Genomic DNA, 21,275 nt, shown 5'->3' with positions numbered 1-21,275 from the left:
ATCGTTTTTTAAAATACCACAAACAAAAAAAAGCGGGATTTAACTGAAACGATACGATTATGTTTTTGACCCTAAAAAAAATCTTTAATAAGATTCCAAATGTCGTTACCGAACACTACAGCCATAAGCCCCATAACAATTACAAATCCAACTATCTGACCTCGTTCAAGAACTTTTTCACTTGCTGGTCTACCTGAAATTATTTCGTACAATAGAAACATTACGTGACCTCCATCAAGTGCAGGAATTGGCAATAGATTCACAAAGGCTAGCCAAACAGAGAACATCGCTAGAAATCCCCAAAAGAAACCCCAATTCCATACTTCAGGCATTATCGTAACAATACCAATTGGGCCTTTAACTGCTTTATATCCTTTGGTTTTGGTATTAAAAATGATTTTAAATTGGCGTACTTGTTTGGTCAAGACTTCAATAGTTTCGTTGAAACCTGCAGGAATTGCAGCTAAAAAACTATATTCATCAGTAACTTCTAAATCTACTCTACTTACGCCTACGCCGATAGTCGAATCTTTAGAAACTTCTAACTGAATTTTTTCTAAAGAGCCATTTCTGTCAACAGAAATATTTAGAGACTCCCCAGAAGCGTTGGATATCTCCCGAACAAAATCATTCCAAAATTCAATTTTTTTATCGTTTACCGCTACTATTTGGTCTCCCGGTTTCATTCCGGCTAAGGCAGCTGGCTTACCCTCAGTAACCTGATCTATTAGAGCTTTTCGTCTAAATGTTAAAAAATTCCTGCCCTGAGTTGCCAATACATCCGCCAAGGCCTCTGGAGGAATTGGGAAGGTTTTCTCTTGACCATCTCTTCGTACTGTTATATCATCCCCTAAAAGAATATCGAGTTGGGCATCCGTAAATTTCTTTGCTTTTTTTCCATCAATGGCTAGAATTTGATCTCCTGTTCTTAGACCTATTTTCTCTCCTATCGAATCAACCAAAATACCATGCGCTAGACTATCCGCAGGTATATAAGTATCTCCATTTACAGTAAGCAATCCGATATATATAAACCAAGCTAAAAAGAAATTAACCGTTACGCCTCCAAGCATTACAATCAGCCTCTGCCATGCTGGCTTGCTACGAAACTCCCAATCTTTGGGTTCTTCTTTCATCTGTTCGGTATCCATACTTTCATCGATCATACCGGCAATCTTTACATAACCCCCTAATGGTAACCATCCGATACCCCATTCGGTCTCTCCTATTTTCTTTTTGAAAAGCGAGAATTTCCAATCGAAAAACAAGTAAAACTTCTCCACTTTAATCTTAAACCATTTAGCTGGTAGATAGTGGCCAAATTCATGAAGAACAACAAGAATTGATATGATTAGAACAAAGGTTAATATCTGAATAAGTAATCCCATTTATAATTTCTAAAATTAAAACGCACAAAAGTACGTCTTTACGGGCTCTTATAAAAAGAAAGTATTTTCATCAATACGTTTTTAAGAAAGAATTAGCAGCCTTGCTTAGCGAATTTCTTGAACACTCTTTTAGTCTGCCGTATCTTTACCAAAAATTTATATGCGTTCCTTCTTTGGGAAATACAAGCTCTTTTTTCTGGTACTCTTTTGTATTTCAGCGGTTATTATTTACCTCTTTTACAACGCACTCCAGCCTAAAAAAACACTTCCTATTTATCAGCCTTCTATGGTGAATCCGGAATTGGTAGATAGCACCCTTCAGAAGAAAAGAAAATACCATACCATTGCTGACTTCTCGCTTACAAATCAGAATGGGAAAAACATTTCTCAAGCAGATTATCAAGATAAAATTTATATCGCTGATTTCTTCTTTACCACTTGCCCAACAATTTGTCCGATAATGACCAAAAATATGGTTGATATACAAAATAGGCTTCAAGATGACGAAATTTTGTTACTCTCGCATTCGGTTACTCCACAAATAGATTCGGTTGCACAACTTAAAAAATATGCCCTAGAAAAAGGAGTTGATGATAGCAAATGGAATTTGGTTACGGGAGATAAAAAACAGATATACGAACTCGCTAGAAAATCATACTTAGCGGTTAAGACAGATGGGGATGGGGGACCCTTTGATATGATTCACACCGAAAATTTCATATTAGTCGATAAGGAAAAACGCATTCGAGGCTTCTATGATGGTACCAATATACATGAAATTGAGAAATTGTTAGTTGATCTTGAGATTCTCCAAAATTCATACAAAGAATAGTTTCCGCTTTTAATTCAAATTTTTAAGTTTTTACATAAAAGATTTAGGTTTTTCCCCTATTTTTGCCTCCTTACTTATAATCAATCTAAATAAAAATTGGGTATAACAGTCGCAGATTTAACAAGAGGGCAAAAGGGAATCATAAAAGAATTTGTTGATGATTTGCTTCCTATCAAACTTCTAGAATTGGGCTGTCTTCCTGGTAATCAGATTGAACTCGTTCAAGTAGCACCTCTTAATGACCCTATTTATATTAACGTCAATGATTGCCATATTGCTATAAGAAGATCAACGGCACTTCAGATAGAGTTGGAACTTATTGAAGATACTTTGTTATGAGTAAACAGATTAATGTTGCGCTCATTGGAAACCCAAATACGGGCAAGACTTCTGTCTTTAATCAGCTTACAGGACTCAATCAAAAAGTAGGTAACTACCCCGGTATTACCGTTGAAAAAAAAGAAGGCATTTGTAAACTTCCGCGAGGCGTTAAAGCACATATTTTAGACCTTCCAGGTACATATAGCCTAAACACGACTTCGCTAGATGAGAGTGTCGCGGTTGAACTATTACTCAACAAAAAAGACAAAGATCATCCAGATGTTGCACTTGTTATATCGGATGTTGAAAACCTAAAACGAAACCTTCTTTTATTTACTCAGATTAAGGATCTCAAGATTCCGACAATCTTAGTAATCAATATGGCCGACCGAATGTCAAGAACTGGTATTTCGGTTGATATTGAACAGCTAGAGCAGAAGCTAGACACCAAGATTGCTTTGGTAAGCACAAGAAAGGAAACTGGCATTGACAAATTGAAAGAACTCATTGCCGATTTTAAAAGTCTTTCATCAAAACCAAATGTTGACACGACTGTCATTGCTCCCGAATATTTTGGGCGTTTACAAAATACCTTCCCAAATGAAGATTTGTACAAACTTTGGTTGGTAATTACGCAAGATGTCAACTTTATGCCGATTGAGAAGACCCTTATAAAAGATACTTCTTCTTTTTCTACAAAATCAAAATCAGAGTTAAAACGCTTACAGCAAAAAGAAACCATTTTGCGGTATCAATTCATTAATGGTGTTTTAAAGGAAACCTACTTGGTAGATGCGACAGCGGCTAAAGGATTTCGTGCTTCTTTAGATAGAGTACTCACCCATAAAGTATTCGGATACGTAATATTTTTCTTGATATTGCTTACCATTTTTCAAGCCATTTACGAATGGAGCACGTTACCTCAAGGCTATATAGAAGAATTTTTTGCTCTAGCAGGAGAATGGGTAAAAGCGACCTTACCTGCTGGTGCATTTACCGATCTCATTGTTGAGGGAATTATCGCTGGAATTAGTGGCATCGTAGTTTTCATTCCGCAAATCGCATTTCTATTCTTTTTTATTGCGCTTTTGGAAGAAACTGGCTATATGAGTCGTGTAGTATTCTTAATGGATCGGTTAATGCGGCCTTTCGGACTTAGCGGTAAAAGTGTGGTGCCTCTAATATCAGGTACTGCCTGCGCAATTCCAGCAGTTATGGCAACACGTACTATCGAAAATTGGAAAGAACGATTGATTACAATTCTAGTCACACCATTTACGACATGTTCTGCAAGGCTTCCCGTGTATTTGATTATTATATCGCTGGTAATTCCTGAAGGAAGTTTTGTCGGCTTGAGTTATCAAGCGCTAACCTTAATGATGCTTTATTTAATCGGCTTCGGTGCAGCTATTTTATCAGCAATGGTACTAAACAAAATCTTAAAAATAAAAAGTCGCTCTTTCTTTGTAGTTGAAATGCCAAATTACAAATTACCCCTTCTTAAAAATGTCGCCATCACCGTTTGGGAAAAAACTAAAAGTTTCGTGTTTGGTGCTGGAAAAATAATTTTAGCTATTTCAATAATCCTATGGTTTTTAGGTTCTAACGGATTTTCAGATAAGTTTAAAAATGCAGAATCCATTGTCAAAAATAGGATTGAAACAAATGGTTTATCTGATTTCAATACTTCGAATTTAGAGGATGATTTAACAACCTACCGAAACGCATTGCAAGATAGCATCTCAAAAAAAGTTTATACAATTAGCGAGGCAACTTTAAAGGACTCTTTACGGCTTAAAAAACAAGTTCTATTTGAATCAGCTCAAAATCAAGAAATAGCGAGTTTTAAATTAGAAAATTCATATATGGGCTACGCCGGAAAAGCTATCGAACCATTGGTTAAACCATTAGGTTATGATTGGAAAATTGGTATTGCCGTTCTTACTTCATTTGCCGCACGCGAGGTTTTTGTTGGCACCTTGGCAACTATTTATAGTGTAGGTAGTGGAGAAGATAACACGGAGACTATAACACATAGAATGGCAGCTGAAATAAATCCAGCAACAAAGAAACCTCTATTTAACTTAGCTTCGGGAATTTCACTATTACTTTTCTACGCATTCGCTATGCAGTGCATGAGTACCTTGGCGGTTGTAAAACGTGAAACCAATACCTGGAAATGGCCTGCAGCTCAATTGGTTTTTATGAGCGTTTTTGCTTATATTGTTGCTTTAATCGCTTATCAAATTTTAGAATAAATATGGAAATTCTTCAACTAGTTTTAGTCTACATTACCCTAACGATTGCCATAGGCTATATCGTGAAGAAATTCTTTTTACCAAAAGCCCTTTTCGCTTCTAAAAAGTCCAGTTCCAAAGCCTGTGGACAGGACGATTGTGGATGCCATTAAATCGTCTCACCCTATCTGGTTACAAAATAATTGTTTTTCAGAGTAACAATACCTTCCTCAGATTCGTCTTCATTTTAGAACAAAGTTCTTAAATCCGTTAAAAAAAGGATAAATCCGTATTAAGAAAATCAAAAAAAGCAGGCTTTGTTCATTAACTATTGTTTTTTTGTTTTTCTAAATCCGCCATCATTAAATTTATGTTGAAAATTACCTCACCATTTTTCATTCTTGCTTTTATATTCTTTGCTTCATCAGGGCAGGCACAAACCTTAACATCTGTCATAGTCGATTCGGCTTCCAAAAAACCAATACCCTACGTTACTGTTCAGTTAAAGAAGAAAGGGGTAATTACTAATGAAGAAGGTCGATTTACCTTTCAATTGGATAATACCATCCAACCAACTGATTCCCTATTTATTTCTTGCATTGGATATGCATCCGTCGGAAGACCTTTGAACCAGTTCACAGAAAAGCAGATTTTTCTGGCGGCCAAGGCGATTGATTTAAATCCTGTAATTGTTACCAATAAAAATTATACTCCTGAAGAAATTATTGAAATCGTCGAGGATAGTATTGCCAAAAACTACAATCTCGGGCTAGCTAAAAAGCGTGTCTTTTTACGCGAAACTTATAGTAGTCAAATCATGAAAACTGATTACACACTGAAGAAATCAACAATTGATGCTTTCAATAAACAATTTATTGATAATCTGATTAATCAGATTCCCAAAAACAATACGGTTTATAACGAAGCTTTGGGAGACCTTTATGGGGGAAGTGATGGTGATGAACAAAAACTCGACCTTATAAAAGCCTCAGAATTATACGATAAAAGTATGGAGCTTGATTTTGAAGTTCTTGAAGAAAAGTTCAATAAAATCATGAAGGAAAATGTGAAGACGGATTCGTATTTTAAAATCAAATCTGGACTCTTTGGCACTAAAGTCGATGCAGATGAGATGTTTGAATCAGAAGTTGACTCAACCGATGTTGCTGCTTTAAACGAACAACTTGAGAAAGAAAAAGAAAGTAAAGAGAATCGCAAAAAATTCTTTGCCAAATACAAAAGGCAAACTATGGGCAACCTGTATGAGAATCTGCCTGTTTTTGAGGATACAGATTACAATGTACTCTTCAAACCTGGTCGTTATGAACTCACACTTGAAGATTTCACCTATTTAGGAGATGCCGCAGTATACGTCCTTAGTTTTACTCCCAAAAGATCGGAAGATTTCAAAGGAAAACTTTATATCAATTCAGATGATTTTGCCTTAATCCGCATGGATTTTGAAAACGTAAAGCCCTTGCGTGACTTTAGTTTGTTAGGCGTTTCACTAAAAGAATATTTGGCGAAAGGAAGAATAATTTTTACTAAGGGCAATGACCAAAAGTATCATTTGAGTTATTATGATATCACAAAGGGAATCCGTGCAGGTTTTCGAAGACCTTTAAAAATAATTGAGAAAAACAAAAACGTAAAAGGTCGCAGAAAACAAAATGAGCTTTCAATGAAAGTCGATGCCGAATTCGGTAACCGGAACCGCTATGAATTAGTTGTATTCGATGAAACTCCTATTAACTCATCTCAGTATGACTCTTTCAAGGAAAACAATACTGTGCTCCCAAAGTACATGCCCAACTATGATCCGGAATTTTGGAAAGGATATAATATCATAGAACCGAATCAGGCCATAAAAGAATTCACTTCAATAGGCGAAGCAGAAGAATAAAGCATTAGGTCTTTGACATAGTAAAATCGCAGCAATTCAGTTTGTTGCGATTTTTTTTACACCTTGGTGTAACCTTTTGTAATTTCCTGACTATATAGAATTGAAGACCAACAAAAGAAACGCTTTTTGGAACAGTTGACCGACGAAATCTTAATGGCAAAAGTGGCAAATGGAAACTTGGACGTTCTCAAGATTCTCTTTGAAAGGCACCATAAACATGTGTTCAACTTTTTACATAAGATGTGTGGAGACCGAATGCTGAGCGAAGACATAACACAAGAGGTATTTTATAAATTGATGAAATATAGAGCATCATATAACAATGGAAAGTTTGTTTCGTGGCTATTCACAATAGCAAGAAATAGTTTGAATACACACTTTAGAAGAGTTTCGAGCAAAACTGAAGACATTGAGACAATCGATTATAAAGTTGCGATTCAGGAAGAAGAAAAACAAGATTATTCTGATTTGCATTTAGCTATCAACAAGTTAGATGCCTCCGATAGAGAATTGGTGATATTAAATCGGTTTCAAGAAATAAAATATGAGGAATTGGCGGATATTGTAGGAAGTACTCCAGGAGCTGTAAAAACCAAAGTCAGTCGCGCCTTAAAAAAATTAAAGACCATTTATTTTCAAAATTCATAGAAATGGAAAAGAATCATATTATAGAACTACTACCAGAATATCTGGATAATCTTTTGAATGAAACTCAAAAGAAAAAGGTAGAAGCTCATCTTAAGGATTGCAAATCATGCTCGCAAGAGTTGGATGATTTAAAAATCCTCTATAAGGCTTTTGATGAGGAAGGTGCAAATAAGCCCTCCGATGAAGTAAGAACCAATTTCTTTGAGCAAATTGAACTAGAAAAACAAAACAATACCAAGGTAGTTTCACTTGATAATGCATCCATCCAAAGAAAATCGAAGTGGACCAATAATCTCCTGAAAATCGCAGCAAGCGTTGCTTTATTAATTGGTGCCTTTTTCTTAGGAAAAGAACAGCAAGAACAAATATCAGGTAAGGAGATTGCACAACTTAATGATGAATCACAAGCATTTAAGCAGACAGCAATGTTATCATTAATGGGAAACAAATCTGCCAGCAAACGCATACAAGGCGTGAATTTTATTGAGGAATTTTCCGAGCCTGATGAAGCTATCGTAAGTGCTTTAGCAGATCGAATGCTAAACGACGAAAACACGAATGTGCGCAGAACGGCTGTTGAAGTGTTAAGTGAGTTTACGGCATCTGAAACTGTAAAAAACAGTTTTATCAAGGCCTTGAAAACAGAAAAAGACCCTGGAATTCAAATAACCATTATTCAGGTATTGGGTAAAATACAAGAAAAGAAAGCAGCAGCATCAATGCAATATCTTTTAGAGCAAGATGACACCCAACCTTACGTAAAAGAAGAACTCGAGTTAGTATTACCAAATATTATTTAAACATCAAAAAAACGAAAAATCATGAAACGAATTCAAATAACTTTTTTAGCATTAATCTTTTGTTCGGTGCTTGCGGCTCAGGAAGACTACACACAATCTCTAGATGGTATTGAGTGGGTGAAAGTTGAATCGAAAGCCGATATTATAGTTCGAACACACAGCGAGAAACAATTGCGAATTAAAGCCAAGGCTTCAAGTAAAATACCCGAAAAGGCAAAAGGTTTAAAACTTTTAGGAGCTGGGGGTTCTGATAATACCGATGTCGGTTTTTATGTAGTGAAAGAGGGAAATAACCTCATCGTAAGAAACCTTAGAAAATGGAATAATGGCAATGCAGAAATTTACTTGCCTGCCAATCAAAACATTTCGGTAACAACAAATGGTACAGGTCAAAGCGATATCAGAATATATGGCTTCAAAGGTGAAATAGAAGCCAATGCAAGACTAAATGGCGGAATCAAGATTGAAGATGTTAGCGGACCAGTTACAGCCAATTCACTGAATGGCGGCATTGATATTTCCTTTGTAGATATAAATCAAGATTCGCCAATAACGGTTTATTCAACAAACGGTGCGCTTGATATTAAATTACCAGGAGATACTCCAGCAAATCTTTCATTAGGTTCTGTCAATGGAGAGATTTATACCAATTTCGAGATTAAGTTTCCAGAAAAAAATGGTTTGAAGTCTGTTTCCACACAAAAAATCAAACAAACCATTAATGGTGGTGGTGTCAAACTACAGCTTAAAACCACCAACGGTAATATTTATCTAAGAAAAGAATAATCCATCTTCAAATAAAACAATAATCAGACTCTGAAACCCTCTAAATTTCGGGACAGAGTAAAAAACGAACAGTCATGAAAAAATTAACAATTGCCCTTATGTTAGGCCTCATCAGTCTTACAACAAATGCTCAGAAAATTATTGAAAAAAACATCGATTACAAAAATCAGTTTATTGATGTAGAAGTGAAATTTGCCTCACTTATTGAGGTGAAAACTTGGGACAAATCTACGGTTTACTTCAAAGCTGACATTACAACTGAAGACGGCAAATTTCAGGACAAGTATGAATTAGATATAGATGAAGGATCCAGCACTATTCATATTGAGTCAAAAGCCGAACCTGTCTTTAAAGCATTTCATGAGGAATGGAACAAGAACAATCCTGATAAAAAAAAGAGATACTACAACACGGGTGATATGTATGAATTCAACTATGTCATTTACATTCCTAAAAACGCTCGGTTCAAAATTAGTAGTATTAATGGCGATTTAAAATCCGAAGTCATTGAAGGTGAATTTGAAGCAGACCTTATCAATGGAGATATCGACATTGCCAAATATTCAGGAGCACTTGACCTAAGTACTATCAACGGTGAAATAGACCTAAAAATGACCAATGTAAAAATGGTTGCAGAAACCATTCATGGGGATATCTACGCCGATGAGAAATTGAAATTCAATTCAACTGATCGTCATGTGGGACAAAAAATAAGTGGTACACTTGGAAATGCCTCCAATCGCTTAAAACTAAATACGATTAACGGCAATATGTACTTACGGCTGTAATTCTTAAAAAAAGAATTTGTTAAAAAAAGATTAAAATCAAATCTTACTGTAACTACTCAACTATTTGCGAGTCTTTAAGACACATCAATCATAAATCGAGAACATGAAGACCAACTTGATTACTGTTTGTGCAATACTCTTTGCACAAACAATATTTTTTGCACAAGATTCCACCGACGTAGTCACTAAAAGAACGTACACTACCAAGTTTCTTGACAAAGTAGCATCTCCTGAAATAGATGGCATTATTGATGACCCAGGATGGGACGTCGTCGAATGGGAAGGTGACTTTGTTGAACGAAGACCTGATGAAAATACAAAGCCCGATCATAAGACAAAATTTAAGATTGTTTATGACCAAAAGTTCTTGTACGTTGGTATACGAGCGTACGACAGCGACCCAGACAAAATTGAAATGCGCCTCTCAAGACGTGACGGGTTTCAAGGTGATTGGGTAGGTATTTTTATAGACAGCTATCACGATAAGCGAAGTTCCTTCGGTTTTATTGCCACTGCCGCGGGTGTAAAAGCAGATTTTTTCACCTCAGAAAACGGTAATAACGAAGATGAAAGTTGGAACCCGATTTGGTACACCAAAACAAACGTCGATAAGGAAGGTTGGACAGCCGAAATGAAAATACCCTTTAGCCAGTTGAAATTTGGAAAAGCCAAGGAACAGGTTTGGGGCATTCAAGTAGACCGTCAATATTTCAGAGGAGCAGAGCGATACGCTTGGCAACGCATCAAACAAGACACCCCAGGTTTTGTAAGTGAATTTGGCCTTTTAGAAGGATTAATCGATTTAGTACCTCAAAAACAACTTGAAATACAACCTTATACAGTTGCCAAATTGGAAACCTTCGAAGCTGAGGTCGGCAATCCTTTTCGTGATGGTGGTGATAGTCAAATAACAGGCGGATTAGATGCTAAAATTGGCATCACCAATGATTTAACTCTAGATCTTACTGTTAATCCAGATTTTGGCCAAGTAGAAGCTGACCCTTCAGCAATTGCCTTAGATGGGTTTCAGATTTTCTTTCGCGAGCAACGCCCCTTCTTTGTGGAAAATAAGAACATTTTTGATTATCGTGTAAGTCAATCAGAAGCTGGTAATACGTTCGGATTTGATAATGTTTTCTATTCAAGGCGAATTGGAAGAAGTCCGCAAGGTTTTCCAAATACGGAAGATGGAGAATATGTAGACCAACCAGAAAACACATCCATTTTAGGAGCGGCAAAATTCAGTGGAAAAACCAAAGACGGTTGGTCCATAGGAGTTTTGGAAAGTGTAACTGCCAAGAAATATGCAACTATTGATAATAACGGAGAGCGCAGAAAAGAAGTAGTTGAACCACTGACAAATTATTTCGTGAGTCGAATTCAAAAAGATTTTAATGATAGGAACACTTTCGTTGGTGGAATTTTCACGGCCACGAACAGAGACCAACTGACACCAGAACTGAACTTTTTACACCATTCAGCTTTCACAGGTGGTGTAGATTTCAAACACCAATGGCAAGAACGTGATTGGTATGTAGGTGGAAACCTAATTTTTAGCCGAGTGAATGGAAGTACAGAGGCCATTTCAAATACACAGCAATCGATTGCCCATCTATTTCAACGTGTGGGCGCAGACCATGTGTCTGTAGATGAAAATCGGACCTCATTGACTGGCACGGGAGGGAATTTACAATTAGGAAAAGTCGGTAATGGAAATTGGAAATTCGAAACAGGTGCTACTTGGCGTTCACCAGAATTAGAGCTAAACGATATTGGCTTCCAGCGTCAAGCGGATGATATTCGTCACTATACATGGATTGGTTACCAAACCCTAAAACCAACCGAAACTTTTAGACGGGTAGGTATAAACTATAATCACTGGAGTGTTTGGGATTTTGGCGGGAATCACAATAGCCTTCGTTTTAACACCAACAGTTGGCAAAACTGGGACAACAACTGGTTCACCAATATAGGTTTTAACTATGCCCCAAAACAGTATTCTAACTTTGCCTTACGGGGAGGTCCTCGCCTACGCCAAGCTTCAGAAATCGGTTTCTTCAATGGGTATAATACAGATAGAAGAAAGAAAGTGCGATTCAACGTTTTCCATAATGGGCGAAAAGGAGCAGATAATTCTTATAGTTCATATAACCTTGACTTTGGAGTTACCTATCAGCCCTTTAATGCATTAAGCATCTCAGCAAATCCAGAATATGGTATCAATATGGACAAACTTCAATATATCGATAATATTGATGCAAATGGAGAAACCACATACCTAAACGGAACTATAGAACAAAGAACCTTGAGCATGTCTTTACGCTTAAACTATACTATTAACCCAAACCTTACCATCCAATATTGGGGGCAACCGTTTATTTCTAGAGGTCGGTACTCTGACTTTAAAGAAGTTGTTAACCCTCTAGCAGCAGGTTTTAATGATCGAATCTCTCTATACTCGCAAAATCAAATTGCATTAACCGACGGAACATATTCAGTAGATAGAAACTTAGATAACGTAGCCGATTTTACATTCAGTAATCCTGATTTCTCCTTTGTACAGTTTCGTTCCAATCTAGTAGTACGTTGGGAATATATTCCGGGGTCAGAAATCTTCTTGGTATGGTCACAAGATGTATCTCAATCTGGTAATCCTCAAAACGAGCTTTTTAAGGATTTAGGAGATGGCATTTTCAATGACGAAAAACCTCAAAACATCTTTTTGGTGAAGGCAACTTATAGATTTGTTCTTTAGTATTCAAACAATGTTTTGAATAAAAGACCATAACAACAGAACCCATCCTATTACCAAAAGTAGCCCTCCTATGGGGGTTATTGGTCCTAAAAGTTTTATTTTTTTTCCTTTGGATGCGCTTAGCGTTAATCCATAAATACTGAAAGAGAAAAGAAAAGTTCCGATAATAAAACAGTAGATCATAAACTTCTCATGGGAAGTAGTAAGGTTTAAGTTGAAGCTAAGTATCAACAAAAGAATTGCATGATACATCTGGTACTTCACACCAGTTTCAAAACTTTTCAACCGTTCTTCTGAAAATGATTTTTTAAGGGCATGCGCACCAAAGGCGCCAAAAACAACCGCTAATAAACCATAAAGAGCACCTAAACATTGAGCTAATAGTACCATATTGATAATTTGGCTCTAAAATAAGTAAACCAGAGATGTTCTTTACTATAGAAAATTGGTTATTGCAGAGATATTGCCGCAACTGGTTGCTGGGTTTGTTTGGTAAGATAAACTGGAGAGGTCATAAACAAATTCTCTACCTGATTTTCCCAATCTCTTGCGATATCGAAATAACTCGTATTGGTTACTGCCATAATTTCATTACAGTCTTGACAAGTATGCTTGTAATCTAAGAAGTGATGTGCAAATTCATGAAAAGCCACCACCTTAAGCATCTCAGGGTCTAACATGGCCGCCCAGTTGATTAAAATATTTTCAGCGTTGCCTTCAGAATCACGTGTGACCATACCCAAAACTGTATTGTTTTCTTCTAAGGGTAAAGAATTTGATATATCGATATTCTTCAACTGAAATAGTTTTTCATTATAATCAATATCATACTTTTTACATTCTTCGAAAAACTCATTGAGAATAGGTTGTAAACGCCCGTCGATATCGACGCTTTTTTGGGCGTTTGCAGAAGATAAACCTAAAAATAGGTATATCAATACGAAGCAGGAACATGCTTTCATAGTGGTAGTAGATTTTGGTTAAATTTGGGTTGGTATAATTACAAGGGCGCCTACATGACGATCTTTAAATTCTTAATCTATTTAACGATTAAACTCGTTATTTATTGGTTTTTTAAGTTATTTTAACATTATTCTCAATTTTCAGATAGATGTGTTGCCTGATCGATAATTTTCTTAAAAAAAATAATAGGGTGAAAGTAAAAATTTCCTACTTAAGTTAACAAATGAAATATCAATTAATTGTAAGTTTGAAGAAACAGAATAACCATGAAATTTCTAAGCTATTTTCTATTAGTAATTTTTACATTGGCAATTACCTCTTGTAAGTCGGGCTCAAGTACTACTTCAAATGAAAAACCATTGCAAGAAACCCTAAACGAAAAAAATAGACAATCAATTACCTTGTTAAATCGAATTAGAAGACTTTCAGGTATAACTTTAAGAGGAGGGGTTCCTATTTTAGCAAAAGGCAACACTTCAATACAATCAAATACAGAACCGTTATATATCTTAGATAATTACCCCGTTGGAAATTCATTCAAAGCGGTTAATGACCTAGTTGTAACTATAAATGTAAAAAAAGTAGAGATACTATCTCTTTCGGATGCGTCATTCTATGGCTCGCGTGCGGCCAATGGAGTCATCAAAATAACTACATATAAATAGCTATTCTTGATCATAAAAAAATTGTTCTTTTACAATTTTACCTTCTTTGACTTCAAAAACAGCTATTTCAGACATAGTAGATCTATGCCCTGAAGGTTTATGTGTAGTATCCATTTCAAATCTCAGTGAAAACCAATTGTCGGCTACAATGGGTTCTGATACCGTCGTATTGTGCACCTCAAAATTCTCCTTCCACCATTCTCCTTTTTTCTGAATGCCATCAAAGCCTTCTACATAACCGCCTTCTGATTTTCCATCGTTTTCAATACTTATAATTTTAGGGCTATATAGATGTTGATAAGGTTTTTCAAAATCTCCCTCTTTACACCATTTGACTAGTCTTTCTGCGATTTCTTTTGTTTCCATGATTGTTGTTTTTATTGATTAGAAAATCAAAATACAACACACAACCCTTAAAAACAAGAGATTAACAAAACCTTAGAAATTGGTTTATTTGAGGGGAATTTTTATTTCAAAATCGGAAGTCATCTCAAATGAACACTCTTCAAAACTGGGGGGACCAAAAGTTTTCAATTTTCCTATGGAAAAACCCAAAGGTTCTTTTGGAATACCGAAGAAGTTGGTATCCATTGCTTTGTTTCCATTTTCATCATGAAAAATCGAGACCGCATAAATACCATTGGGCAAATTAGGAAGTTCAATACGTGTTGTACCCTTTTCTGCTTTCGCAAAGACACCTGTATACTCTTTACCCTCTTTTAAAAAGCTAGCAGCATCAATATAGACTCCAACAGCAATTAATCCATCTGAAGACTGAACATTTTCAGCCACAATCGTAAGTGTGTTTTGCGCTGCTATCATAAATGGTAAAAAGGAGAAAAATAGGAAATATAAAATTTTAGGCTGAAGCATATACATTTAATTTCCTTCAGACATTTTACCCTGAAGTTCTATTTTGTCATTTAAAAAATCAAACATCTCAATAGTTTCTAATGAATCTTTAAGGTTTAAAAAAAGTTGAGAAGCATCTTTGTTTACTAAACGGATTTTAGGGTGTTCAAAGTTATCTACAAAAACATACACTTTTTTATCTGTTAAGGTGTCTTTAAACTCTTGATATACCCCTTTCCCTTTCTCAAATGCTGAAAAACCATTGAGACGAACCATCGGAGGAATCTTATCTACCCACTCCGCTTTGTCTAAATCTTTATATTTCAAATCATGATAATAGATACCTGAGAGGATAGTCATTTTATCTGGTTCAATGCGCGTCCAGTTTTTATAATGGGCGGCAAAGGCCATTAAACAGACAATAACCGTTAGTACGATTACTATGTTCCAAAGCCAATGTCTTTTTTTTGTAGCCATTTATTCTTTTGGTTCTTTATACTTCTCAAACCATGCCAAAGTGTGTGCAATTTTAGTAATCAAATTACTGGGGCGGTTTGCGATACCATGACTTGCGCTTGGTATTTCGACTAGAACTGTTGGTATTTTTCGCAATTTTAGCGCATGATACAACTGTTTGGCCTCACTAGGTGGTGTTCGCAAATCGTTCATGCCCACCAAAACCATGGTAGGTGTTTCTATATTACCAACGAGAGAAAGTGGGGAAAATTTCCAATAACCCTCAAAATTTTCCCAAGGTTGACCTGGGTATCTGCTATTGGCATATCCAAAATAATTATCTGCGACTAGGGTTTTGCTAATCCAGTTCATAACTGGTTTGGCTACTACAGCAGCTTCAAAGCGATTGTTCTTCCCAATCATCCAAGCTGACATGATGCCTCCTGCACTTCCTCCTGTAACAAATAATTGATCTTCATGAGCTATTCCTTTTGCAATACAAAAATCAACTCCATCCATCGTATCATTATAATCTTCCCCTGGATAATTGTTGTATAACAGATTGCTAAATTCTTCTCCATAACTGGTACTTCCACGAGCATTCGGGTAAAAAACAATGTATCCGGCAGCGGCATACAATTGCATTTCTGCAGAAAAACGATCTCCATAATTCAAAATAGGACCGCCATGATTCTCAACCAAAAAGGGATATTTTTTGCTAGCATCATAATTTGGAGGGTACACTACCCACCCTTGAATATCGCGCTGGTCAAAACTAGACTTGTACCAAACTTCTTCGACTTTACCCAACTCTCGATAGTCTAACAGACCCTTATTTAAAGAGGTTATTTTAGTAATATTCTTGGCCTTAGGCTTTAAGACAGCAAGTTCAGCTGGATAATCAGGTCGACTTTGCGTAAAAACAATACTGCCAGTTTTTGAAACGCTGAAAGAACCACCTGCATAAGGTCTCCCGATGGAAGTTCCACCCATATTATCCGCCAGTTTAGTTACTTTTCCTTCTAAGGAAATATGTGCTATTTTACTATTGCCTTTATCGTCATAGGAGAAATAGAGCCCCGAACTTTTAGCATCCCAAACCACATTCTCAACAATGCGATCTAAACTTTCCGAAATGACTCTTTGATTGCTTCCATCTACATTCATAACATGCAGTTTTCTCACTTGATGGGCCTGAACTTTGTCTTCATAGCCTACATAGGCAATATATTTTCCATTTGGTGAAACGGTAGGTCTTGAATCTGGACCTTTTCTATCGGTTAATGTTTTAAAACTGCCATCAATGTTACTTACTGAATAGATCTCACTATTTCGAAAATCGTACTCCCAGTTTTCGTTGCGGTTCCCTGAAAAATAAATATACCTCCCATCCTGTGACCAGGATAACCTTCCACGATGATGAAAGTCTCCTGAAGTTATTTGACGAGGAGCACCACCATCTGTTGGTATTGTAAAAATATGATTAAAACCAGGTTTGAGATAACCTCTTCCGTCTGCTTCATGATATAAGCGATCTGTAATTCTTGGTGACTCTGCCCACTTAGCACCTTTTGGTTTTTTAGGCATTTTTGCTATGACTGGTGGAGCTTTCTCCACATTCATAGAGAAGGCAAGCTTATCTCCTTTTGGTGACCAGGTAAGAGAGCTTGGGCTAAAAGGAAGCTGTGTCATTTTTGCTAATTTCCCTGAGCCTGTCCAATATATATAAATCTCGGAACCTTCATCTGTGCTGCTTGTAAAAGCCAATCGGTCTCCACTTGGAGACCACTTTGCACCTGATTCACTTACTTCTCTTGAAGTGAGTTTTTGGTGTTGAGAACCATTGGAGCGAATCATCCAAAGCTGACCAACAGCTTTATCTTTCATGATGTCAAATTGCATTCTTCTATATACAATCCATTCTCCGTCAGGTGAAATTTGTGGACTAGAGGCATATTGTAAATCAAATACATCCATTGAAGAGAAGGTTGCCTTTTGGGCTTGAATGCTGTTTAAAAGAAAAAATGAAAAAACCGAAGTCAGAAGAAGTTGAAGACGCATGATGTTAGTTTTAAAATAAGTATTAAACTTAAGCAATACCAAACACTTCAACAAGCATTGTCAACCTTTAGAATAATTGTTTTATCCCTGCTAAATGGTTATTAGAGGGAATCATTAAAAAAGGATGGAATTACTTGAAATTATACACCATTCCTAATTGAAATACATTCGAATAAAAATTTTCAATAGTATACACTTCGAACCCTACATTCACAGTTGAAAAATTTTTAATTCGATAAGATAGATTTCCGGTATATCGCTCAAAACTAACCTGACCAACTTCGCTGAAAACAGAAGCGTCAGCGATCATCTGAAAGGCACTTGTTTCAGATCCAATGCCTAATGATATTCCACCACCGCCATAAATGCGTCTGTCAGCCATCCAATACGGATAGCCATCACGACGATCTATACTACCCAAACCGTAGGCAGCTTCAATCAAAGGCGATATTTTAAACATACTTGATTCAATGGCTAGGTATTCAGTACGTGACAAAATAAGGAAATCTCCTTCTACATCACTATAATAGTTTCCTTCAAATGAAGCAATTTGCTTTAGTCTTTTGGTCAATTGAAATTCATTGTAGTTTGCCAATTGAGTTCGGTAAATCTCGAGAATATGTCCTGGTCCGCTTCGAACAGGAAAATGTTCCAACCCCAACAAATTAATAGCCCTGTCTTTTATGGAGTTCACACCTATACCCAACTGATAATAAGACTTACTATTATTATCTCGCTCGAATCTAGCCCTCGCTAAATACCCAAATTTTTTGCTTTCAGCTCTTTTAAAACGATACTCAAAACCGTATAATTCAAGCTTCGTATTAACCGTATTTTCGAAAGTAAAATTAAGCGGATTCATGGTACTTTGGGTACCTGAAAAACTATGCGTGTTTAAGGCTTTATCGTAAATATTAAAGCTTATCAGATTCGAAAGAGTACTAGGTTGCAATCGATTATTTATTACAAAACTATTCGTGCTAACCGAATTCCCTTTTTCTCTTCTCGCGGCTTCAGAAATATCTTTTCGAAGGTTTGTCAAATAGGTCTTATTCGGCAAATAGGATAGCCTTGCCTTTGATTCTCTTCGCTTCTTTTTAGACGTAATCGAATCAGAAACTTTTACAAAAGGTATTGAAAAAGTATCAACGGGCTTTCTTTCATTAGTTACATTGGCCAAAATTAGTGTACATCCTAAGAAAAAACAGCTAATAAAAAAAAGGATTCTATATTGTCTCACTTTTATCATAACCCGCGAATTGTTTAATCGCATGCAATGAAATAGGTGTTCCGTAAGACATCTCTTGGGGAGAATCTAACAAGAAAAGGAATTATAATCGACTTGCAATTTATTTTAGCTGATGCGGGTTATTTCGTCTATGAAGTGTGTTGGTTAACTATTAACCGAGACCGACATCTAAAGTCATCATCACAATAAAACCTGCAATAAAGCCCATTACAGCAATATCAGAGTGTTTGTCTTGTTGAGTTTCAGGAATTACTTCTTCTACCACTACAAAAATCATTGCTCCAGCTGCAAAAGCTAAGGCATATGGTAAAATTGGCTGAAAAGTAATAACCGCCCAAGCTCCAATTACAGCGGCAATCGGTTCAACCATGGCCGACGCTTGACCATACATAAAACTTCGCCTTCTCGTAAGACCTTGTCTTCTTAAGGGCATTGAGACAGCGAAACCTTCTGGGAAGTTCTGTAAGCCAATACCCAAAGCCAAGGCAACAGCACCACCTATTGTTGCGCCGTCAAAGCCTGCAGCTACACCACCAAAAAGTACACCAACGGCCAATCCTTCCGGAATGTTATGTAGGGTAATCGCCAAGGTCAAAAGTGTGGTTTTATGCCAAGGTGTTTTAATTCCTTCTGCCTCCGATTCTTTAAAATTAATGTGCAAATGGGGTAAAACTTTATCTAATCCGAAGAGGAAAAGAGCACCTAATAAAAAGCCCACAGCGGCAGGAATTACTTTTACAAAACCTTCACCCGGACTCATTTCAATACCTGGCGCCAAAAGACTCCAAAAACTTGCGGCTACCATGACGCCGCCGGTAAAACCAAGCATGCCATCCATCACTGACCTTTTAGGGTTTTTAAAGAAAAAGACCAGAGCTGCACCTGCGGCAGTTAAACCCCAAGTGAACAAAGTGGCGTAAAATGCTGCCAGAATAGGATTTATCGATTCAAAATAGTCAATTACCTGTTGCATAATTGTAATTTATTGATTGGTTGTTTTCGTTTTAGTATTCGGAATGTAAATCTGTAACCTACCGGTTAGATAAAAATCTTGGTCTGCATTAATTCCCCTTCCTACAATCGTATCAAACTGTATGTTCGCTGTTGGTGTCCAATAAAAGGCGGCACTGATATAATGATTAGGCGAAAAATCATCAGGCAAATTACCATTCAATTCTAAATATGCTCCCCCTATCGAACCAATATTATATAAATAGGTTATGCCATAGAAATAGGCCAAATCATCATTACCAAAATCTGCACCGAGATTATAATTTAACTGAGCGTTATGGCTCTTACCTAGATTGTGAAAAAATCCCGCTTTCAATCCAAAACCCAACTTATCTTGTTTAAAATCACTTCCACCGGTGGACGGTAAAAACATATCACCGATAAAACTAATTTTAGGGAAAATCCCTTTTTCCTTAATTAAATCAGCACCTACTCCGATTTGTAAAGGCGTATAGCCACTTTCAACACTAGTCGGCTTTCTTCCATTTACTCGAACGCCATCTTGTTGAAAATCCATTCCAAAACGGATTTCAACGGCATCAGAAACACCATACAAGAACAGCAGCGAACCAGCTGTATATCCTACACTTTTCTCATTACCTTCTTTGAACGATTCATAGGACGAGGCAATTTCAATTTGTGCCGTTCCCTTAACCGTGCTTGTTGGTGATTCGATGACATCTTGAGCCAAGCAAATTCCGGAAACCAACAATAACACCATCAACAATAAAAAAGAGTCGCTGGTATAGAACTTAGGCGGTGATTTTGAGATAAAGGTTCGAAGCAATCTGATTGGATATATGAATCTTAGATTCTTTTATCCGAATATATAAAGAACCATCGAATTCCTCTTTCTCTAAAACCAAAATCGTATCACCTAATGCTATCTTATTTTTATCTAAGAATTTAAGGAATGGTGGCGATGAATCTTTTACTCCAACACATATTCCACTGGTTCCTGTGGGCACCTCATTCAATAATTTCTTAATCGTCTTTTTAAACTCTCCCTTCTTTGAAGGAATGGGGTCTCCATGCGGGTCAACCTGCGGAAAACCTAAATGTTTATCAAGCTGGTCTATTAACTTTTCACTTTTGATATGTTCCAACTGTTCAGCTACCTCATGTACTTCATCCCAAGAAAAATCTAGTTTTTCTACTAAAAATACTTCCCAAAGACGATGCTTTCGTACTAAGGAAAGTGCAATTTTTTGACCGTATTCTGTTAGACTAACACCTTTGTAGGGTCTATAATTGGCCACTCCCTTTTCCGATAGTTTCTTCACCATATCGGTTACCGAAGAAGGCTTGGTCTCCATTTGTTGCGCAACGGCATTGGTAGAAACTGTGGTGTTCTCTCCCTTGCCTAGGTGGTAAATCGCTTTGATATAGTCTTCCTCAGAAAGTGTCATAAATATTTTACTTAGCACCATGAAAGAAGTCGAGATAACTTTCGATTTGTTTCATGAGATTCCGCCCTTCGGCGGAATTAATTCGATTTACACCAATTTCAAATTTGGACCTACTAATGGGGTATCTCATTAACAAAAATACATTTTTATA

Annotated in this window: 22 protein-coding genes; 11 read left to right on the top strand and 11 right to left on the bottom strand. The window is 36.7% G+C overall.

Going from position 1 to position 21,275, the window contains the following annotated elements; genetic code table 11:
* Positions 1 to 71 precede the first annotated feature (71 nt).
* Positions 72 to 1,388, bottom strand: coding sequence for an RIP metalloprotease RseP (rseP, locus tag ACKWCD_RS08970; RefSeq protein ID WP_413983604.1), 1,317 nt, complete (start codon positions 1,386 to 1,388; stop codon positions 72 to 74).
* Between the two features lie 160 nt (positions 1,389 to 1,548).
* Here rseP and ACKWCD_RS08965 point away from each other — a divergent pair, with 160 nt between their 5' ends.
* The 10 genes from ACKWCD_RS08965 (at position 1,549) to ACKWCD_RS08920 (ending at position 12,458) form a co-directional block, all read left to right on the top strand.
* Entirely contained in the window at positions 1,549 to 2,220 is a 672-nt protein-coding gene (locus ACKWCD_RS08965) for an SCO family protein (RefSeq protein WP_413983603.1), read from the top strand.
* Positions 2,221 to 2,316: 96 nt separating this feature from the next.
* Positions 2,317 to 2,559, top strand: coding sequence for a FeoA family protein (locus tag ACKWCD_RS08960; RefSeq protein ID WP_413983602.1), 243 nt, complete (start codon positions 2,317 to 2,319; stop codon positions 2,557 to 2,559).
* Positions 2,556 to 4,799: a ferrous iron transport protein B gene (gene feoB, locus ACKWCD_RS08955; protein WP_413983601.1), complete on the top strand. Its 2,244-nt coding sequence runs from the start codon at positions 2,556 to 2,558 to the stop codon at positions 4,797 to 4,799. Before ACKWCD_RS08960 ends, feoB begins: the two co-directional genes overlap by 4 nt.
* Positions 4,800 to 4,801: 2 nt before the next feature.
* On the top strand, positions 4,802 to 4,951 hold the full coding sequence (locus ACKWCD_RS08950) for a hypothetical protein (RefSeq protein WP_413983600.1): 150 nt from the start codon (positions 4,802 to 4,804) through the stop codon (positions 4,949 to 4,951).
* Between the two features lie 197 nt (positions 4,952 to 5,148).
* Positions 5,149 to 6,681 (top strand): carboxypeptidase-like regulatory domain-containing protein, encoded by a 1,533-nt coding sequence (locus ACKWCD_RS08945; RefSeq protein ID WP_413983599.1) that lies wholly within the window; start codon positions 5,149 to 5,151, stop codon positions 6,679 to 6,681.
* A gap of 126 nt (positions 6,682 to 6,807) precedes the next feature.
* Positions 6,808 to 7,329 (top strand): RNA polymerase sigma factor, encoded by a 522-nt coding sequence (locus tag ACKWCD_RS08940; RefSeq protein ID WP_413983598.1) that lies wholly within the window; start codon positions 6,808 to 6,810, stop codon positions 7,327 to 7,329.
* A gap of 2 nt (positions 7,330 to 7,331) precedes the next feature.
* Positions 7,332 to 8,129 (top strand): HEAT repeat domain-containing protein, encoded by a 798-nt coding sequence (locus tag ACKWCD_RS08935; RefSeq protein ID WP_413983597.1) that lies wholly within the window; start codon positions 7,332 to 7,334, stop codon positions 8,127 to 8,129.
* A gap of 21 nt (positions 8,130 to 8,150) precedes the next feature.
* On the top strand, positions 8,151 to 8,915 hold the full coding sequence (locus ACKWCD_RS08930) for a DUF4097 family beta strand repeat-containing protein (protein ID WP_413983596.1): 765 nt from the start codon (positions 8,151 to 8,153) through the stop codon (positions 8,913 to 8,915).
* A 74-nt stretch (positions 8,916 to 8,989) separates the two neighbouring features.
* Positions 8,990 to 9,703 carry a DUF4097 family beta strand repeat-containing protein gene (locus ACKWCD_RS08925; protein ID WP_413983595.1) on the top strand — a complete coding sequence of 238 codons (714 nt, stop codon included), beginning with the start codon at positions 8,990 to 8,992 and terminating at the stop codon, positions 9,701 to 9,703.
* 103 nt (positions 9,704 to 9,806) lie between these two features.
* Positions 9,807 to 12,458 (top strand): DUF5916 domain-containing protein, encoded by a 2,652-nt coding sequence (locus ACKWCD_RS08920; protein ID WP_413983594.1) that lies wholly within the window; start codon positions 9,807 to 9,809, stop codon positions 12,456 to 12,458.
* Positions 12,459 to 12,461: 3 nt separating this feature from the next.
* On the opposite strand, the gene ACKWCD_RS08915 is transcribed toward ACKWCD_RS08920, so the two are convergent.
* Together ACKWCD_RS08915 and ACKWCD_RS08910 are read right to left on the bottom strand one after the other, a co-directional pair.
* Positions 12,462 to 12,848, bottom strand: a complete 387-nt coding sequence (locus ACKWCD_RS08915) for a DUF423 domain-containing protein (protein ID WP_413983593.1) — start codon at positions 12,846 to 12,848, stop codon at positions 12,462 to 12,464.
* Positions 12,849 to 12,907: 59 nt separating this feature from the next.
* Positions 12,908 to 13,420, bottom strand: a complete 513-nt coding sequence (locus tag ACKWCD_RS08910) for a hypothetical protein (protein WP_413983592.1) — start codon at positions 13,418 to 13,420, stop codon at positions 12,908 to 12,910.
* A gap of 267 nt (positions 13,421 to 13,687) precedes the next feature.
* Here ACKWCD_RS08910 and ACKWCD_RS08905 point away from each other — a divergent pair, with 267 nt between their 5' ends.
* Positions 13,688 to 14,086, top strand: coding sequence for a hypothetical protein (locus ACKWCD_RS08905; protein WP_413983591.1), 399 nt, complete (start codon positions 13,688 to 13,690; stop codon positions 14,084 to 14,086).
* Here the strand turns inward: ACKWCD_RS08905 and ACKWCD_RS08900 are convergent, their stop codons facing one another.
* The 8 genes from ACKWCD_RS08900 to ACKWCD_RS08865 all read right to left on the bottom strand — a co-directional run bounded on the left by ACKWCD_RS08900 (position 14,087) and on the right by ACKWCD_RS08865 (position 21,124).
* Positions 14,087 to 14,452: a SnoaL-like domain-containing protein gene (locus ACKWCD_RS08900; RefSeq protein WP_413983590.1), complete on the bottom strand. Its 366-nt coding sequence runs from the start codon at positions 14,450 to 14,452 to the stop codon at positions 14,087 to 14,089. It lies immediately after the preceding gene.
* Between the two features lie 84 nt (positions 14,453 to 14,536).
* On the bottom strand, positions 14,537 to 14,959 hold the full coding sequence (locus tag ACKWCD_RS08895) for a DUF2141 domain-containing protein (protein ID WP_413983589.1): 423 nt from the start codon (positions 14,957 to 14,959) through the stop codon (positions 14,537 to 14,539).
* A 6-nt stretch (positions 14,960 to 14,965) separates the two neighbouring features.
* Positions 14,966 to 15,415, bottom strand: coding sequence for a hypothetical protein (locus ACKWCD_RS08890; protein WP_413983588.1), 450 nt, complete (start codon positions 15,413 to 15,415; stop codon positions 14,966 to 14,968).
* Entirely contained in the window at positions 15,416 to 17,455 is a 2,040-nt protein-coding gene (locus ACKWCD_RS08885; protein ID WP_413983587.1) for a S9 family peptidase, read from the bottom strand.
* Positions 17,456 to 17,585: 130 nt separating this feature from the next.
* On the bottom strand, positions 17,586 to 18,704 hold the full coding sequence (locus tag ACKWCD_RS08880) for a hypothetical protein (protein WP_413983586.1): 1,119 nt from the start codon (positions 18,702 to 18,704) through the stop codon (positions 17,586 to 17,588).
* 151 nt (positions 18,705 to 18,855) lie between these two features.
* Positions 18,856 to 19,677, bottom strand: coding sequence for a ZIP family metal transporter (locus ACKWCD_RS08875; RefSeq protein ID WP_413983585.1), 822 nt, complete (start codon positions 19,675 to 19,677; stop codon positions 18,856 to 18,858).
* 9 nt (positions 19,678 to 19,686) lie between these two features.
* Positions 19,687 to 20,502, bottom strand: a complete 816-nt coding sequence (locus ACKWCD_RS08870; RefSeq protein WP_413983584.1) for a transporter family protein — start codon at positions 20,500 to 20,502, stop codon at positions 19,687 to 19,689.
* Positions 20,468 to 21,124, bottom strand: a complete 657-nt coding sequence (locus tag ACKWCD_RS08865; protein ID WP_413983583.1) for a metal-dependent transcriptional regulator — start codon at positions 21,122 to 21,124, stop codon at positions 20,468 to 20,470. The genes ACKWCD_RS08870 and ACKWCD_RS08865 overlap by 35 nt, the downstream gene beginning before the upstream one ends.
* Between the last annotated feature and the right edge of the window lie 151 nt (positions 21,125 to 21,275).

Origin of the sequence: Maribacter taeanensis (assembly GCF_047345145.1) — a bacterium.
In the GTDB taxonomy this organism is placed as follows: Bacteria; Bacteroidota; Bacteroidia; order Flavobacteriales; family Flavobacteriaceae; genus Maribacter_C.
This window is presented reverse-complemented; position numbering and strand designations above follow the sequence as displayed.

What these genes read in the sequence shown, in the direction of transcription:
- rseP (WP_413983604.1), bottom strand. Translation starts at nt 1,388, where the DNA reads ATGGGATTACTTATTCAGATATTAACCTTTGTTCTAATCATATCAATT.
- ACKWCD_RS08965 (WP_413983603.1), top strand. Translation starts at nt 1,549, where the DNA reads ATGCGTTCCTTCTTTGGGAAATACAAGCTCTTTTTTCTGGTACTCTTT.
- feoB (WP_413983601.1), top strand. Translation starts at nt 2,556, where the DNA reads ATGAGTAAACAGATTAATGTTGCGCTCATTGGAAACCCAAATACGGGC.
- ACKWCD_RS08950 (WP_413983600.1), top strand. Translation starts at nt 4,802, where the DNA reads ATGGAAATTCTTCAACTAGTTTTAGTCTACATTACCCTAACGATTGCC.
- ACKWCD_RS08945 (WP_413983599.1), top strand. Translation starts at nt 5,149, where the DNA reads ATGTTGAAAATTACCTCACCATTTTTCATTCTTGCTTTTATATTCTTT.
- ACKWCD_RS08935 (WP_413983597.1), top strand. Translation starts at nt 7,332, where the DNA reads ATGGAAAAGAATCATATTATAGAACTACTACCAGAATATCTGGATAAT.
- ACKWCD_RS08930 (WP_413983596.1), top strand. Translation starts at nt 8,151, where the DNA reads ATGAAACGAATTCAAATAACTTTTTTAGCATTAATCTTTTGTTCGGTG.
- ACKWCD_RS08925 (WP_413983595.1), top strand. Translation starts at nt 8,990, where the DNA reads ATGAAAAAATTAACAATTGCCCTTATGTTAGGCCTCATCAGTCTTACA.
- ACKWCD_RS08920 (WP_413983594.1), top strand. Translation starts at nt 9,807, where the DNA reads ATGAAGACCAACTTGATTACTGTTTGTGCAATACTCTTTGCACAAACA.
- ACKWCD_RS08915 (WP_413983593.1), bottom strand. Translation starts at nt 12,848, where the DNA reads ATGGTACTATTAGCTCAATGTTTAGGTGCTCTTTATGGTTTATTAGCG.
- ACKWCD_RS08910 (WP_413983592.1), bottom strand. Translation starts at nt 13,420, where the DNA reads ATGAAAGCATGTTCCTGCTTCGTATTGATATACCTATTTTTAGGTTTA.
- ACKWCD_RS08905 (WP_413983591.1), top strand. Translation starts at nt 13,688, where the DNA reads ATGAAATTTCTAAGCTATTTTCTATTAGTAATTTTTACATTGGCAATT.
- ACKWCD_RS08900 (WP_413983590.1), bottom strand. Translation starts at nt 14,452, where the DNA reads ATGGAAACAAAAGAAATCGCAGAAAGACTAGTCAAATGGTGTAAAGAG.
- ACKWCD_RS08895 (WP_413983589.1), bottom strand. Translation starts at nt 14,959, where the DNA reads ATGCTTCAGCCTAAAATTTTATATTTCCTATTTTTCTCCTTTTTACCA.
- ACKWCD_RS08890 (WP_413983588.1), bottom strand. Translation starts at nt 15,415, where the DNA reads ATGGCTACAAAAAAAAGACATTGGCTTTGGAACATAGTAATCGTACTA.
- ACKWCD_RS08885 (WP_413983587.1), bottom strand. Translation starts at nt 17,455, where the DNA reads ATGCGTCTTCAACTTCTTCTGACTTCGGTTTTTTCATTTTTTCTTTTA.
- ACKWCD_RS08880 (WP_413983586.1), bottom strand. Translation starts at nt 18,704, where the DNA reads ATGATAAAAGTGAGACAATATAGAATCCTTTTTTTTATTAGCTGTTTT.
- ACKWCD_RS08875 (WP_413983585.1), bottom strand. Translation starts at nt 19,677, where the DNA reads ATGCAACAGGTAATTGACTATTTTGAATCGATAAATCCTATTCTGGCA.
- ACKWCD_RS08865 (WP_413983583.1), bottom strand. Translation starts at nt 21,124, where the DNA reads ATGACACTTTCTGAGGAAGACTATATCAAAGCGATTTACCACCTAGGC.